Consider the following 14,383-nt stretch of genomic DNA (forward strand, 5'->3'; position numbering starts at 1 on the left):
GTCAGAGTGTTAAGCCGAGGCCGACCGTGCTACAATAGTGTGCCACCCATGCTCTACAGGCTCGTTCGCCCGGTGAAGCGGCAACGCTCGATCTCGTCCCAAGCACATGCCTCGTTGAGCGTCGCGGAAAACACAGACGACAAGCGCATCCGTTCCCCCTCGACCACCGGCCCGTCCACCGCCACCGGCCGGCAGCGAGCGGCAAGGCCCGGTACGACAAAGTCGGGGTTGTGAAGGGCGTGGTCGGAAGCTTCGTCGAAGAATGGCCGGTCGCCCCAGTCGAGGTAGCTCTCGGCGGCCAAGCCCTCAGCGAGCAGAATGTCGTGGGCGTCGAGCTCGACGTGCCAGTAGGTGACGGAGGCCACCGGCTCGCGGGCGATGGTGGTGCCGTTGATCAGGCACATGATCGGCACGAGGTGGCCGCCCGCGCCGTCCGCGTCGGCACCGACCAGCACCGGATGTCCGGGGGACAGCCCTAGGGATCGTCTTGGAACACCATGGCCGAAAGCGTCCGCGCGAATGCGCACGGGTTGCCGTTCGAAGGGGATTGAAGCGCCCTGCCCATTGATCTCGTGGTGGCCGATCCAGATGATAGGACGCATCGCCCCGGAAGCAGTGACAGCAAGATCGCCGACCCGAAGATCCTCAACTGCGATGTCGCCTCGACCCGTGCTGATTAAGGTGCCGGTCAAGAAACACGGGAATGGGAGCGTCGAAGACGAGTTCGCGCTGAAAGATACACTTTCATTTCTGAATGTCGGCGAAGATGATGTTATTTGAATGTTGTTGTCTACAGTGCGCAGATTGTATGATGCGCCTCCAGAAGTAAAAGATACTCCATTATCGCTCTTCATGATAGAATAGAAATCAAGACGTGAACTTTGCAATCGAAGAAGTATATTACTCGCATTTCCAAAATCAGATAAGCCGTCGATAGTGTTGCCGTTGAAAGTTCCAGACACACTTACGATTTGCTGATCGGTACCATTTCCAATCGGCACCGTCTCAAATACGCCTGTTCCGAGCGAGCTGGGGCCATCAAACCTGAATGCGACGTTCGGCATATCGTCCTACTCACGCCAGGAAGGTCGCTTCATATTATCGAACGGGATGGCAGCAGATATGTCGAGAGGGTCACTGTCCGCAATAATTGTTGGTCTGTGTGACCGTAAGGCATGCCGTTCTGCACAAACGACACGCCGCAGCGAGCGCTCCCGCCTGATCCCCCGGGGCTTCGTTCGTGGGCACCTGGACGGTGCCGGCGATGCGCGTTGACGATCCGCCACCGGCCCGCAGCGTGCTTTTTCGCTGTCATTAAATTGATCACAGGGCAATCTTTACGTTTTAATCTTTGTAATCGCCTCGTCGAAGGCTTTATATATTGTTTCAAATATGTCTATCATTATTGCGAGAGAGCCCTATCTATATTAATAGATTTAATTTGGGCTTCTTTCTCGTGGGCACCTCTATGTGCTGCCATCAAGCTGTCATTGAAGCTCATCCCACTGACTCGAACAGAGACCCCCGTTGGAATGGAAAAAACCCCGTTCTCGATGCCTGCGTCCGTAAAATGTTTTCGGGATCGGTCATAGTCCGCTGAATTTTCGCCAGAATGCGCCAGCGAATTTCTAACATCAATATGGTCAGGGAAATTCTTTTTGAATAAAGCTCTGGCGCTTCTGATCTCCGGATTGTTTATAGTCCGACCGATGGTTGGGCAATTGTTAAAGTTAATGCCGTCTAGTAACGACCCAAAATGAAATATGGTCATAGCTGCATCGCGTCGAGTCAAGCGTGACCACCGAGCGAGATAATGAAGTCTGTGAGCGGCAGATTTTAGATATTCTGTTTTTTATCAATATCTTTCAAATGCGAGTTCTTAAGGAATTCTGTTCTTTCCGACGTGAGCTGCGCTATCTCTGAATCAATGTGCGCTATAAGGTCGAGGGCGGCCTCAAAATCATTTAACTTTCCTCTAAGATTTTCTACAACGCTAATTTGATGAGCCGCGCCAATCTTCTCCTCTTCCGGCACATAATACGTAATTTCTCGCAATAAAATATTTGCAGTCATCTCAGGAATCCAATTCTTCATTCACGATCAATCTCTGCGGAGACTAATGACAAATCTTATGCTGTCGAGCAAGTTCTTCCGCTCAATTCATCCCACCTCAGACCCCGCACCGCCTCAGAGGCCTCAATCTTCGCCATCTCGGTCGCCATCGCCTTGAGCCCGAAGCCTCTCCCGTAACCCCGCCCGACGCCACCGCCTCTGGCGTGCTCGGCCCCGAGGTCACCTTGAGCACGGCCCTCCGGGCTCTCCCACCTTGCACACACATGGCCCCCCGAGGATCGGGCGATGAAGCCTATCCGTTTGCGGCCCCTAAGGCAGCACGAGGCACCTCCGAGGATCACCACCAGGGCAGGGGGTCTACCAGCCGAGAAGCACTTCGCGAGCGACCAGCGAGCACCAAAACGGAGGGAGAAGCCCGCCCCGTTCCGCCTCTAGTCCGCCTTCCAGAGGCCTCCCCGACCGTGCTACAAACCGTGACACAAAGGGGTGCTACCCCCTTGCTGTCCTTAGAGAAAAGTCGGCTCGGCTTGATCCTCGTCATCGACAACTACGATTCCTTCGTCTTCAACGTCGTGCGCTACATCGAGGAACTCGGCGCCGAGACCCGGGTCCTGCGCAACGACGCCCTCGACGTCGCCGGCATCCGGGGCTTGAGCCCGGAGGCGGTGGTGATCTCGCCGGGGCCGTGCAGCCCGGCGGAGGCCGGGGTGTCGCTGCCGGCGATCCGCGCGCTGTCGGGGGAGGTGCCCCTGCTCGGGGTCTGCCTCGGGCACCAATGCATCGGCGCGGCCTTCGGCGGCCGGGTCGCGCGGGCGCGGCAGCCGCTCCACGGCCACGCGACGCTGATCGCGCATGACGGGCGAGGCCTGTTCCGCGACCTGCCGGCGCCCCTCACCGTCGGGCGCTACCACTCGCTGATCGTGGCGCCCGAACCCGGCATGGAGCAGCATCTCACCGTCGACGCCGTCTCGCCCGAGGGCGAGGTGATGGCGCTCTCCCACCGCCGGCACCCGACCTACGGGGTGCAGTTCCATCCGGAATCGGTGCTGACCGAGCACGGCCACGCCCTGTTCGGCAATTTCCTGGACCTGGCCCGGCGCTGGCACGCGGCGGGAGGGGCGCGCGATGCTGTGGCGTGACGGACGGGTGCAGGCGGGCACGGTCGTCCCCTTCGACCTCGCCGATCGCGGCCTGCTCCTCGGCGACGGGGTGTTCGACACCGCGATGGCGCTCGGCGGGACGGTGGTGGCGGAGGACGCGCATCTGGCGCGCCTCATGGCCTCCGCCGCCGCGCTCGGCTTCGCCGTCGACGAGGGCGAGGCTCGCACGGCGATGCGGGCCCTGGCGGCGGCGCTGCCGCAAGCGGCGATCCGCACCACCGTGACCCGCGGTACGGGCCCGCGGGGCCTGCGCCCGCCGGCGGAGCCCCGCCCGGTCCTGTGGGCCAGCGCGGCGCCGCTGCGGCCCGGCACGGCCTTCTCGGAGATGTCCCTCGGCTGGAGCGCGATCCGCCGCAACGAGACCTCGCCGGCCGCACGCCACAAGACGCTCGGCTATCTCGACGCGGTGCTCGCCGCCAAGGCCGCCGCCGAGCAAGGACACGACGAGGCCCTGTTCCTCAACACGCGGGCCCAGGTGGCCTGTGCCGGGACCGGCAACCTGTTCGCGGTGTTCGGCCGGGAGGTCGTCACGCCGTCCCTCGACGAGGGGGTGCTCGCCGGGATCGTGCGGGGGCAGGTGCTCGCCCTGGCCCCCGGCCTCGGCCTCGCGCCGGTCGAGCGGGCGATCGCGCCCGAGGAACTGGAGGAAGCGGAGGCGGTGTTCGTCACCAACTCCCTGCGGCTGATCGCGCCGGTGCGGCGGATCGGGGAGCGGGACTACGCCAGCGCCGGGCATCCGGTGGTGGGGGACTTGCGCAGGGCGCTGTCGGGGGACATCGCGCAGGCGTGCGGGATGACGGTGGACGGGTGAGGCGCCACCGCCGAGGCCTCCCCCTCTGCGGGGGAGGGCTCGGACACGCGCCTCGGACAGATCCAAGCCGGGTCTTCATCGGCGCGACGCTCGTCCCGCAGGGACATGTCCCGGTTGCGGGCCTGACTCCGGCGTTCAGCCCGGCCTCGCCGCTCGGTGCCGCAGCTCCGCCACCCTGACCGCCTCGCGCGCATAGGCGAGGCCAAGATCGGTCCACAGGGTGCGCAGGGCCTCCTCCTCGGCCTCGGTCGGCAGCCCCCGGCGCCGGCACTCGTCCAGCCGGCCGAGCCGGCGCGCGACGCTGCGGCAAACCTCCGCGGCCGTCGGATTCGTCGCGGCTGACGTGGTTTTCGGTTTCACCGCACCTCCGCCCCTTCGCACCGGGCGCACGCGCGGCGCTCGTTTGTCTGATATCAGACACAAGATCGCCCCGTCGGCAACCGCCCCGGAGGTTAGGCGGCTGTGCGTCCAGTTCGCCAAGGCCTTGCGGAACCGCGCGGAAACCCGCCAGAAAGGGCGCTTGACCGGGCCCGGGGCCCGCACGGACTGGAGAGCAGAGCATGAAGCGCGCGTCCCTGGCGGTGGTTCTAGGTGCCGCGACCGCCCTGGCGGCAAGCCTGCCGGCCGGCGCCAAGACGCTGGTCTACTGCTCCGAGGGCAGCCCGGAGAACTTCTACCCGGCGGTGAACACCACCGGCACCTCGTTCGACGCCAGCGCCCAGATCTACTCCAACATCGTCAATTTCGAGCGCGGCACCACCAACGTGATGCCCGACCTCGCCGAGACATGGGACGTCTCGCCGGATGGCAAGGTCTACACCTTCCATTTGCGCAAGGGCGTGAAGTGGCATTCCAACAAGACCTTCAAGCCGACCCGTGACTTCAACGCCGACGACGTGATCTTCTCGTTCGAGCGGCAGTGGAAGGAGAGCCACCCGTTCTTCCGGGTGACCAGCGCCAACCACACCTACTTCAACGACATGGGGCTGCCGAAGCTGCTCTCGTCGATCGACAAGGTCGACGACTACACGATCCGCTTCACCCTGACCCAGCCCGAGGCGCCCTTCCTCGCCGATCTGGCCATGCCCTTCGCGGCGATCCAGTCGAAGGAATACGCCGACGCGATGATGAAGGCCGGCACGCCGGACAAGCTCCACCAGGACCCGATCGGCACCGGGCCGTTCTACCTGCTGCAATATCAAAAGGATGCGATCGTCCGCTACCGCGCCTTCCCGCAATACTATGCCGGCAAGGCCGCCCTCGACGACCTGGTCTTCGCCATCACGCCGGATTCGTCGGTGCGCTGGGCCAAGCTCCAGAAGGGCGAGTGCCACGTCATGCCGTACCCGAACCCGGCCGACGTCGATGCGATGCGCAAGGACGCGAACGTCCAGGTGCTGGAGCAGCCCGGCCTCAATGTCGGTTACCTCGCCTACAACACCAAGAAGAAGCCGTTCGACGACGTGCGCGTGCGCAAGGCGTTGAACATGGCGATCAACAAGAAGGCGATCATCGACGCGGTCTATCTCTCGACCGGCGTCGCCGCCAAGAACCCGATCCCGCCGACCCTGTGGTCCTACAACGACGCGGTGAAGGACGATCCGTACGATCCGGATGCGGCGAAGAAGCTCCTCGCCGAGGCCGGCCTCGGCAACGGCCTCTCGATCGACCTGTGGGCGATGCCGGTCCAGCGGCCCTACAACCCGAATGCCCGCCGCATCGCCGAGCTGATGCAGGCCGACCTCGCCAAGGTCGGGGTGAAGGCCGAGATCAAGTCCTACGAGTGGGGCGAGTACCGCAAGCGCGTCCAGGAGGGCGAGCACCAGACCGCGATGCTGGGCTGGACCGGCGACAACGGCGATCCCGACAACTTCCTCCATACCCTGCTCGGCTGCGCCGCGGCCCAGCCCGGCGGCGGCAACATCGCCAAGTGGTGCGACAAGACCTACGACGACCTCGTCACCAAGGCCAAGACCATCACCGACAAGGCCGAGCGCACCAAGCTCTACGAGCAGGCGCAGGTGGTGTTCAAGGAACAGGCGCCGTGGTTCACCATCGCGCATGCGGTGCAGCTGAAGCCGATCCGCAAGGAGGTGGTGGACTTCAAGCTGTCGCCGCTCGGCCGCCACACCTTCTACGGCGTGAGCCTCAAGTAAGACCCTTGCTCAGGTAACGGCTCTCCCGTGCTCCGCTTCCTCCTGACCCGCGCGTCCCTGGTGATCCCGACCTTCCTCGGGATCACCCTGGTGGCGTTCTTCCTGATCCGCCTGGTGCCCGGCGACCCGATCGAGACGATGGCGGGGGAGCGGGGCATCGATCCGGCGCGGCACGCGGCGTTGCGCGCCGAGTACGGCTTCGACAAGCCGCTGCCCGTCCAGTACGGCATCTATCTCGAGCGCCTCGCCCACGGCGATCTCGGCCGCTCGATCAGCACCAAGGAGCCGGTGATCGCCGAGTTCGCCAGCCTGTTTCCGGCGACGATCGAGCTCGGTGTCTGCGCGATCCTGTTCGCGCTCCTCGTCGGCCTGCCCGCCGGCATCCTGGCGGCGCTGAAGCGCAACTCGGTCTTCGACCACGGGGTGATGGGACTGTCGCTCACCGGCTACTCGATGCCGATCTTCTGGTGGGGCCTGCTCCTGATCCTGCTGTTCTCGGTGCAGCTCGGCTGGACGCCGGTCTCGGGCCGCATCGACGTGCAGTACTTCATCGAGCCGGTGACCGGTTTCCTGCTGATCGACACGTTGCTCTCCGACGAAACCGGCGCCTTCCGGTCGGCCCTGTCCCACCTCGTCCTGCCGGCGGTGGTGCTCGGCACGGTGCCGCTCGCGGTCATCGCCCGCATGACCCGCTCGGCGATGCTGGAGGTCCTGGGCGAGGATTACATGCGCACCGCCCGCGCCAAGGGCCTGCCGGCCTGGCGCATCGTCGGGCTGCACGGCTTGCGCAACGCCCTGATCCCGGTCGTCACGGTGATCGGCCTCCAGGTCGGCGTGCTGTTCACCGGCGCGATCCTGACCGAGACGATCTTCTCCTGGCCCGGCATCGGCAAGTGGCTGATCGAGGCGATCGGCCGGCGCGACTACCCCGTCCTCCAGGGCGGCATCCTGCTGATCGGCGCGGTGGTGATGGCGGTGAACCTCATCGTCGACCTCGCCTACGGCCTCGTGAACCCCCGCATCCGGCACGCCCGATGAGCGCCCCGACCCGATGAGCGCCGAACGTCTGGACACTCCCGCCGCCGCGGCGGCCCCCGCCGGCCCGCCGCACCCGCTCGCCGAGTTCTGGACGAGCTTTCGCGCCAATACCGGCGCGGTGATCGGCCTCGTGCTGATCGTCGCGGTGCTGCTGATGGCGGTCTTTGCCGACGTCGTCGCCCCGCACCCGCCGAACCTCACCAACAACGCCGCCTTCCTCAAACCCCCGTTCTGGCAGGAGGGCGGCTCGCTCACCTATCCCCTCGGCACCGACGCGATCGGCCGCGACATCCTCTCGCGCCTGATCCACGGCGCCCGGCTGTCGCTGTCGATCGGCATCGCCGTCGTCGCGGTGTCGATCCTGGTCGGCACGATGCTGGGGCTCGTCGCCGGCTTCGTCGGCGGCGCCACCGGCATCGTCATCATGCGGGTGATGGACATCATCCTGACCCTGCCGTCGCTGCTGCTCGCCATCGTCATCGTGGCGATCCTCGGCCCCGGGCTGATGAACGCGATGCTGGCGGTCGCCGTGGTGGTGCTGCCGCATTACGTCCGCATCGCCCGCGCCGCGGTGATCGCCGAGAAGTCGAAGGACTACGTCACCGCCGCCCGGGTCAGCGGCGCCGGCCCCCTGCGGCTGATGCTGGGCGAGGTGCTGCCGAACTGCGCCGCCCCCCTGATCGTCCAGGCCTCGCTCGGCGTCTCGACCGCGATCCTGGATGCCGCGGCGCTGGGCTTCCTAGGCCTCGGCGCCCAGCCGCCCTCGCCGGAATGGGGCACGATGCTGGCCGATGCCCGCGAGTTCGTGCTGCGGGCCTGGTGGGTGGTGACCTTCCCAGGGTTGATCATCCTGATCACCGTGCTCGCCTTCAACCTCGTCGGGGATGGCTTGCGCGACGCCCTCGATCCCAAGCTGAAGCGGTGAGCCGCCCCATGCCGCTCCTCGAGATCAACAACCTCTCGGTCGAATTCCCGTCCGCCGGCGGAACGTTGCGCGCCGTCGACGGCGTCAGCCTGACCCTGGAGGAGGGGGAGGTGCTCGGCGTCGTCGGCGAGTCGGGCTCGGGCAAGAGCGTGACCATGATGGCGCTGATGGGCCTCGTCGCCTATCCGGGCCGGGTCTCGGCCGACCGCCTGGCCTTCGCGGGGCGCGACCTGATGGGGATGCCGGCCCGCGAGCGCCGCCGCCTCACCGGCCGCGACGTGGCGATGATCTTCCAGGAGCCGACCACCAGCCTGAACCCCTGCTTCACGATCGGCTTCCAGATCACCGAGAGCGTGCGCCAGCATCTCGGCCTCGACCGCAAGGCGGCCAGGCGCCGGGCGATCGAGCTCCTGGAGCAGGTCGGCATCCCGGCCGCCGAGAGCCGGCTCTCGTCCTATCCGCACCAGCTCTCCGGCGGCATGAACCAGCGGGTGATGATCGCCATGGCGATCGCCTGCAACCCGAAGCTCCTCATCGCCGACGAGCCGACGACGGCGCTCGACGTCACCATCCAGGCCCAGATCCTCGACCTCCTGCTCGCGCTCCAGCGCGAGCGCGGGATGGCTCTGGTGCTCATCACCCACAACATGGGCGTCGTCGCCGAGACCGCCGACCGGATGATGGTGATGTATGCCGGCCAGGTGATGGAGGAGCGGCGCGCCGACGCCCTGTTCGCCCATCCCCAGCACCCCTACACGGCGGCCCTGCTGGCCGCCCTCCCGGAGCGCAGCGAGGGCGGGCGGCTGTCCACCATCCCGGGCGTGGTGCCGGGGCTCTACGACCGCCCGCGCGGCTGCCTGTTCTCGCCGCGCTGCGCCTACGCCACCGATCACTCCCGCAACGAGCGGCCAGCCCTGCGGCCATGGCAGGACGGCTCCGTGCGCTGCCACTATCCGCTCGGCGATCCCTCCCGCGACGCCCGCATCCGTCAGGACCACCCTGTCTCGACCGCGGAGACGACCCCGTGAGCGCCCCCGTCGTCGTCGCCGACGATCTCCGCCAGACCTACGAGATCCGCCGCGGGCTGTTTCGCGCGCCCTCCCGGCTCCAGGCGGTCGGCGGGATCTCGTTCTCGATCGCGCCCGGCCGGACCCTGGCGGTGGTCGGCGAATCCGGCTGCGGCAAGTCGACCCTCGCCCGCATGGTGACGCTGATCGAGCCGCCCTCCGACGGCGATCTCACCCTCGACGGGATCGACGCCGTCGACACGCCGGCGCCCGAGCGCCGCCGCCTGCGCCGCACGGTGCAGCTGGTGTTCCAGAACCCCTACGGCTCGCTCAACCCGCGCAAGCGCATCGGGGCGATCCTGGAGCAGCCGCTCGCCATCAATACCGGCCTGTCGGGGCATGAGCGCCGCGAGCGGGTGCAGGCGATGATGGCCAAGGTGGGCCTGCGCCCGGAGCACGACGCGCGCTACCCCCACATGTTCTCCGGCGGCCAGCGCCAACGTATCGCCATCGCCCGGGCGCTGATGCTGTCGCCGAAGCTCGTGGTCGCCGACGAGCCGGTCTCCGCTCTCGACGTGTCGATCCAGGCCCAGGTGCTGAACCTGCTCGCCGACCTGCAGGGCGAGCTCGGCCTCGCCTACCTGTTCATCTCCCACGACCTCGGCGTGGTGCGCCACATCGCCCACGACGTGCTGGTGATGTATCTCGGGTTGGCGATGGAGCAGGGCCCGAAGGAGGCGATCTTCGCTCGTCCCCTCCACCCCTACACCCAGGCCCTGATGGCGGCGACGCCGGGCGTCGGCCCGCGGACCCGCGAGCGGATCGTGCTGCGGGGCGAGCTGCCCTCGCCGCTCAACCCGCCGCGGGGCTGCGTGTTCTCGACCCGCTGCCCCCACGCCACCGCCCGCTGCCGCGAGGAGCGGCCGGACCCGCGCCCGCTCGCCGGTCGCGCGGTGGCCTGCCACTACGCCGAGGACTTCCTGGAGGGGGCGCCGGCCGGGGGAGGGGCTCCGGGGGGATGAGCGATGCGGTGGCCGACGCTCACGGTCTGTTCAACCGCCGGGGGCTTCGCTGCACCGCCGCATGCCTTACCATCATGGCCTGAGCGGGAGCCTGGCGACCGGATCCGTGAGTGAGCCCATCGCGGCGGCCGAGCCGCCACCCCAGCCCTTTCCGAAGCCGCGAGCACCCGGCCTCGCCCGCGCCGGGTTTGCCCGCATGCTCGCCTTCCGCACCAGCCTGCGGGTCGCGCGCCTGCGCCACTGGCTCGCCGGGCGGCTGCCGCCCCGCGCCCGCGGGCGGCTGGCCGAGAACGTCCGCGCCGCCGAGCTCGCCGGCCTCGCCTTCGCGTTCCGGGCCCGCGCCGTCGCCATCGCGGTGGTGTCGCTGTGGCTCCTGGTGCTGGTGCCCTGGCCCCGCGGGCTCTACTACCTCGCCGCCGCCGGCCTGTTCTTCGTGCTCGGCACGATCCCGTTCGCCCTGCGCCGGCACCGGCACGCCTGGGCGATCAAGCTCGCCTTCACGGTGCTCGACGTCGCGCTGATGAGCGCCGTCATCATCCTGCCGCCGCCGGCGGGCCTGGGGATCGACTGGCCGATCCAGACCCGGCTGCGCACCCCGGAATTCCTTTACCTGCTGCTGCTGCTCGGCGAGGCGGCGCTGACCTACCGGCCGCTTGCCGTGTTGTGGACCGGGAGCTGGATCGCCGCTGTCTGGTCGCTCGGCGTCTGGCTGGTCTATGCCCGCGAGGACAGCGTGCGCTTCGCCGACACTGTCCACGACGGGCGCCTGAGGCCCGAGGAGAGCCTGAAGATCTTCCTCGACCCGGCCTATGTCGGCCTGACCCCGCTCTGGACGCAAGGAATCGTCACCGGCCTGTTCACGCTGCTCCTCGCCATCGCGGTGTGGCGGGGGCGGGGGCTGCTGCTGGCGCAAGTCCGCTCCGAGGTGGTGCGGGCCGATCTCGCCCGCTACGTCTCGCCCGATGTCGCCGACGCGCTGAGCGCCCGGGCCCATGCCGGCTTCGGCGCGCCACAGACCCGGGTGGTGGCGGTGCTGTTCGCCGATGTCGTCGGCTTCACCGGGATGAGCGAGGACCTGGAGCCGGAGCGGGCCTTCGCGCTCCTGCGCGGCTTTCGCGAGCGCAGCTGCAAGGTGGTGTTTCAGCACGCGGGCACCCTCGACAAGTTCCTCGGCGACGGCTTCATGGCGACCTTCGGCGGCCTCGACGGGCGCGGCGACGCCGCCGCCCGGGCGATCGCCTGCGCCCTCGACCTCCAGGACGAGATCGACGCCTGGAACGCCAAGCGCGCGGCCCGCGGCGCCGCGCCGGTGCGGGTGGCGGTCGGGGTGCATTGCGGCCCGGTGGTGATCGGCAATATCGGCGCCGACCAGCGGGTCGAGTTCACGGTGATCGGCGACGTCGTCAACGTCGCGAGCCGCCTGCAAGCCGCCACCCGCGAGGTCGGCGGCCGCATCCTCGTCTCCGACCACTGCCTCGCGGCGGCCGGGCCGGGGGCGACGGGCCGCTTCACCCGCACGCTTCCGCTGACCCTGCGCGGCCGCACCCAGCCGATCGTGGTCCACGTCGCCCAGTAGGATCTTGGCCCATTAGGATCTCGGCCCAGTTAGGATCTCGGCCGACGGGGCCGGCGCCAGCGCCGGCCGCCGCGACGGAGGAGCATCAGCCCCGCTGCAGCACCTCGATGCGCACGCCGTCCGGCCCCTCGAAGAAGGCGATGCGCAGGCCCGGCCGTATGTCGGTGATGCCCGAGACCAGCGGGACGCCGCGGGCAGCGAGATCCGCCACCGTCGCCTCGATATCCTCGACCCGGAAGCCGATATGCTCGATGCCGCGGTGCGGCGGCACGGCCGCCGCCGCGATGCCCTCGGGCGCCTGCTCGATGAACATCGTCAGCCCGCCGACATCGAGCATGATCCGGCTCGGCGTCTCCCCGCCCTCGCGCCCCGTCTCCCTCGCGCCCAGCACCTCGCCATAGAACCGCGCCGCCGCCACGGCGTCCCGGCTGCGCAGGTGGAGATGGTCGTACCGATAGCCCATGCGGCCCTCCTTGCGGGACAGCTCATCGCGCGCCCCGGTCACGGGCCGCACGGTAGGGTGCGGGAGCGCCGCGCGGTAGGCCCCCGCCTGCACCCCGCAAGGCCCCTGGCCGCGGTTGACGCACGCCGCCGCGCCGCCCTACAGAAGAGGCACCCGGACCCGTGAGCGTTCGCGGCCGGAAGGGTGGCCGAGTGGTTTAAGGCAGCGGTCTTGAAAACCGCCGTGGGGGCAACTCCACCGTGGGTTCGAATCCCACCCCTTCCGCCAAGTCAGTTTGCAATTTACTCATTATAATCAGATACTTAACGCATTTTCTTGACGAATGCCCCTGCGGCAGGGCACCATTTCGTCCAACGCAACGTCCAACATCGCTGCCCGCCGATGCCCGAGTTCCTCACGCGACGCCAGGGCTTCTGGCACTTCGTCCGGCGCGTCCCGGAGACGTTCGCCGCCCTCGACCAACGCGGCATCGTCAAGCGCACGACCCACATCCGGATCGCCGACGACCCGCGGGGCCTGCGCGCCGCCCGCGCCGCGGTGCAGATGAACGGCGAGCTCGAGGCCTACTGGCAGGGCCTCGCCGGCGGCCAGAGCGCGGAGGCGAAGGCGCGCTACGAGGCGGCACGCAAGCGCGCCCGGCAGCTCGGCTTCAGCTACATGCCGGCCGCGGAGGTGGCGGCGCAGCCGCTCGCCGAGATCCTGGCCCGGATCGAGGCCCTGTCCGCGCGCAGCGCGGCCGACGACCCGGCGGCCCGCGGGGCGGTGCTCGGCAAGGAGCCGGTGCCGGCCGTGATGCTGTCGCAGCTGTTCGAGCAGTACGAGACCCTGACGAAGTCCTCGCGCCAGGACCTCTCGCCCGACCAGCTGCGCAAGTGGGGCAACCCGAAGAAGCGGGCGCTCGCCAACCTGCTGAAGGTGGTCGGCGACAAGCCCGTCACCGAGCTCACCCGCAACGACGCCCTCGACTTCCGGGCCTGGTGGCAGGAGCGCGTCCTCGTCGAGGGCATCGAGATCGGCACGGCCAACAAGGACGTCGGCCACATCAACCGCATGCTCCGGCAGATCGAGCGCAGCCACCGGCTCGGCATGGGACCCGTCTTCGCCGAGCTGCGGCTGGAGGGCGAGACGCAGGGCCAGCGCGTCGCCTTCACGGCCGAGTGGGTGCAGACCCGCATCCTCGCGGACGGCGCCCTGGACGCGCTCAACCCCGAGGCCCGGCGCATCCTCTACATCATGGCCGAGACGGGGATGCGGCTGTCGGAGATCTGCAATCTCACGGCGGAGACGATCCGGCTGGACCATGCGGTGCCGCACGTCGTGGTGCGGGCGGACGGCCGGCGGATGAAGACGGAGCAGTCGGCCCGGGAGCTGCCGCTGGTCGGGGTGGCGTTGATAGCCGCGCAGGCGCAGCCGGAAGGCTTCCCGCGCTACCGGGACAAGGCGGCGTCGCTCTCGGCGATCACCAACAAGGTGATGCGCGCGGCGGGGCTGCTTCACCTGCCCGGGCAGTCGGCCTACTCGTTCCGGCACTGCTTCGAGGACCGGCTGACGGCCGTGGAGGCGCCCGAGAAGCTGATCGCGGCGATGATGGGCCACAAGTACCAGAGGCCGCGCTACGGCTCGGGGCCGAGCTTGTCGCAAAAGCGCGAGTGGCTTCAGCGGATCGCGTTCAAGCCGCCCGGGCGGGTGTAGAAATGGATGCACGGCGGACGCACGGCCAATCTGCACGATGAGCGGAATCGCTCGGGTTCAAGCCCGAATCCAGCCGGTACCGTAATCCTTCAGCACGCGTTCGGCCCTCTGCCGTGGCGTCCCGATCCGGCGCGCCTCGATCAGCTCGGCCTCCAGTCGCTCCAGGATCGGCAGATAGACCTCGGTCCCGTCCTGGACCACGATGGACGCGAGCCGCACCAGCGCCTGCTCGATGCGCTCGGGCGTGACCGGCTCGGGCGAGGGGAGGCGCGTGGCGGGTCTCATTGCCGCTCCCGGCGCGGCAGCGCGGCGCGCAGGCTCAACGGCTCGAGTGGCACCACCGCCGATGGTCGCCGAGACGGCTGAGCGGCGCTTCCGGAGGCCGGGCGGGAAGGCTGGACGCAAGGCAGCGCGCCCCGCCGAGCGACACCTGCCCGGAGGACGGCGTTCGGGCGGCGGG

General features: G+C 68.1%; 14 protein-coding genes and 1 tRNA gene. 10 read left to right on the forward strand and 5 right to left on the reverse strand.

All coding sequences use genetic code 11. From position 1 onward, the window contains the following. Nucleotides 1–53: 53 nt before the first annotated feature. Nucleotides 54–1,064, reverse strand: coding sequence for a Hint domain-containing protein (locus FF100_RS29175; protein ID WP_139039308.1), 1,011 nt, complete (start codon nt 1,062–1,064; stop codon nt 54–56). Between the two features lie 772 nt (nt 1,065–1,836). After that, nucleotides 1,837–2,094 carry a hypothetical protein gene (locus FF100_RS29180; RefSeq protein WP_139039310.1) on the reverse strand — a complete coding sequence of 86 codons (258 nt, stop codon included), beginning with the start codon at nt 2,092–2,094 and terminating at the stop codon, nt 1,837–1,839. Between the two features lie 506 nt (nt 2,095–2,600). Here FF100_RS29180 and FF100_RS29185 point away from each other — a divergent pair. Further along, nucleotides 2,601–3,212 carry an anthranilate synthase component II gene (locus FF100_RS29185; protein ID WP_139039312.1) on the forward strand — a complete coding sequence of 204 codons (612 nt, stop codon included), beginning with the start codon at nt 2,601–2,603 and terminating at the stop codon, nt 3,210–3,212. Beyond that, nucleotides 3,199–4,044, forward strand: a complete 846-nt coding sequence (locus tag FF100_RS29190) for an aminotransferase class IV (protein ID WP_139039314.1) — start codon at nt 3,199–3,201, stop codon at nt 4,042–4,044. Before FF100_RS29185 ends, FF100_RS29190 begins: the two co-directional genes overlap by 14 nt. A 135-nt stretch (nt 4,045–4,179) precedes the next feature. On the opposite strand, the gene FF100_RS29195 is transcribed toward FF100_RS29190, so the two are convergent. Next, the gene (locus tag FF100_RS29195; RefSeq protein WP_139039316.1) at nt 4,180–4,404 is read right to left on the reverse strand and encodes a hypothetical protein; all 225 of its coding nucleotides are present in this window, start codon (nt 4,402–4,404) and stop codon (nt 4,180–4,182) included. A 200-nt stretch (nt 4,405–4,604) separates the two neighbouring features. Here FF100_RS29195 and FF100_RS29200 point away from each other — a divergent pair, with 200 nt between their 5' ends. The 6 genes from FF100_RS29200 (at nt 4,605) to FF100_RS29225 (ending at nt 11,768) form a co-directional block, all read left to right on the forward strand. Then, nucleotides 4,605–6,200, forward strand: a complete 1,596-nt coding sequence (locus FF100_RS29200; protein WP_139039318.1) for an ABC transporter substrate-binding protein — start codon at nt 4,605–4,607, stop codon at nt 6,198–6,200. Nucleotides 6,201–6,227: 27 nt separating this feature from the next. Continuing rightward, nucleotides 6,228–7,238, forward strand: coding sequence for an ABC transporter permease subunit (locus tag FF100_RS29205; RefSeq protein WP_139039320.1), 1,011 nt, complete (start codon nt 6,228–6,230; stop codon nt 7,236–7,238). A 13-nt stretch (nt 7,239–7,251) separates the two neighbouring features. Further along, the gene (locus FF100_RS29210; protein WP_139039321.1) at nt 7,252–8,163 is read left to right on the forward strand and encodes an ABC transporter permease subunit; all 912 of its coding nucleotides are present in this window, start codon (nt 7,252–7,254) and stop codon (nt 8,161–8,163) included. Between the two features lie 8 nt (nt 8,164–8,171). Beyond that, nucleotides 8,172–9,191 (forward strand): ABC transporter ATP-binding protein, encoded by a 1,020-nt coding sequence (locus FF100_RS29215; protein ID WP_139039323.1) that lies wholly within the window; start codon nt 8,172–8,174, stop codon nt 9,189–9,191. Continuing rightward, nucleotides 9,188–10,192 (forward strand): peptide ABC transporter ATP-binding protein, encoded by a 1,005-nt coding sequence (locus FF100_RS29220; RefSeq protein ID WP_139039325.1) that lies wholly within the window; start codon nt 9,188–9,190, stop codon nt 10,190–10,192. The genes FF100_RS29215 and FF100_RS29220 overlap by 4 nt, the downstream gene beginning before the upstream one ends. Nucleotides 10,193–10,298: 106 nt before the next feature. Continuing rightward, a complete protein-coding gene (locus tag FF100_RS29225) occupies nt 10,299–11,768 on the forward strand; it encodes an adenylate/guanylate cyclase domain-containing protein (protein WP_246102512.1) in 1,470 nt (489 codons plus the stop codon). Between the two features lie 85 nt (nt 11,769–11,853). On the opposite strand, the gene FF100_RS29230 is transcribed toward FF100_RS29225, so the two are convergent. Next, the gene (locus FF100_RS29230; protein WP_139039327.1) at nt 11,854–12,231 is read right to left on the reverse strand and encodes a VOC family protein; all 378 of its coding nucleotides are present in this window, start codon (nt 12,229–12,231) and stop codon (nt 11,854–11,856) included. A gap of 177 nt (nt 12,232–12,408) precedes the next feature. Between FF100_RS29230 and FF100_RS29235 the strand changes: the two genes are divergently transcribed. Together FF100_RS29235 and FF100_RS29240 are read left to right on the forward strand one after the other, a co-directional pair. Further along, nucleotides 12,409–12,498: transfer RNA gene (locus FF100_RS29235), tRNA-Ser, on the forward strand. 114 nt (nt 12,499–12,612) lie between these two features. Then, nucleotides 12,613–13,923, forward strand: coding sequence for a tyrosine-type recombinase/integrase (locus FF100_RS29240; protein WP_171070372.1), 1,311 nt, complete (start codon nt 12,613–12,615; stop codon nt 13,921–13,923). Between the two features lie 57 nt (nt 13,924–13,980). Here the strand turns inward: FF100_RS29240 and FF100_RS29245 are convergent, their stop codons facing one another. Continuing rightward, nucleotides 13,981–14,208, reverse strand: a complete 228-nt coding sequence (locus FF100_RS29245; RefSeq protein WP_139039329.1) for a vWA domain-containing protein — start codon at nt 14,206–14,208, stop codon at nt 13,981–13,983. Nucleotides 14,209–14,383 lie beyond the last annotated feature (175 nt).

It is taken from the genome of Methylobacterium terricola (assembly GCF_006151805.1).
GTDB classification, from domain to species: Bacteria; Pseudomonadota; Alphaproteobacteria; order Rhizobiales; family Beijerinckiaceae; genus Methylobacterium; species Methylobacterium terricola.

What these genes read in the sequence shown, in the direction of transcription:
- FF100_RS29180 (WP_139039310.1), bottom strand. Translation starts at nt 2,094, where the DNA reads ATGAAGAATTGGATTCCTGAGATGACTGCAAATATTTTATTGCGAGAA.
- FF100_RS29190 (WP_139039314.1), top strand. Translation starts at nt 3,199, where the DNA reads ATGCTGTGGCGTGACGGACGGGTGCAGGCGGGCACGGTCGTCCCCTTC.
- FF100_RS29245 (WP_139039329.1), bottom strand. Translation starts at nt 14,208, where the DNA reads ATGAGACCCGCCACGCGCCTCCCCTCGCCCGAGCCGGTCACGCCCGAG.
- FF100_RS29215 (WP_139039323.1), top strand. Translation starts at nt 8,172, where the DNA reads ATGCCGCTCCTCGAGATCAACAACCTCTCGGTCGAATTCCCGTCCGCC.
- FF100_RS29175 (WP_139039308.1), bottom strand. Translation starts at nt 1,064, where the DNA reads ATGCCGAACGTCGCATTCAGGTTTGATGGCCCCAGCTCGCTCGGAACA.
- FF100_RS29230 (WP_139039327.1), bottom strand. Translation starts at nt 12,231, where the DNA reads ATGGGCTATCGGTACGACCATCTCCACCTGCGCAGCCGGGACGCCGTG.
- FF100_RS29200 (WP_139039318.1), top strand. Translation starts at nt 4,605, where the DNA reads ATGAAGCGCGCGTCCCTGGCGGTGGTTCTAGGTGCCGCGACCGCCCTG.
- FF100_RS29240 (WP_171070372.1), top strand. Translation starts at nt 12,613, where the DNA reads ATGCCCGAGTTCCTCACGCGACGCCAGGGCTTCTGGCACTTCGTCCGG.
- FF100_RS29210 (WP_139039321.1), top strand. Translation starts at nt 7,252, where the DNA reads ATGAGCGCCGAACGTCTGGACACTCCCGCCGCCGCGGCGGCCCCCGCC.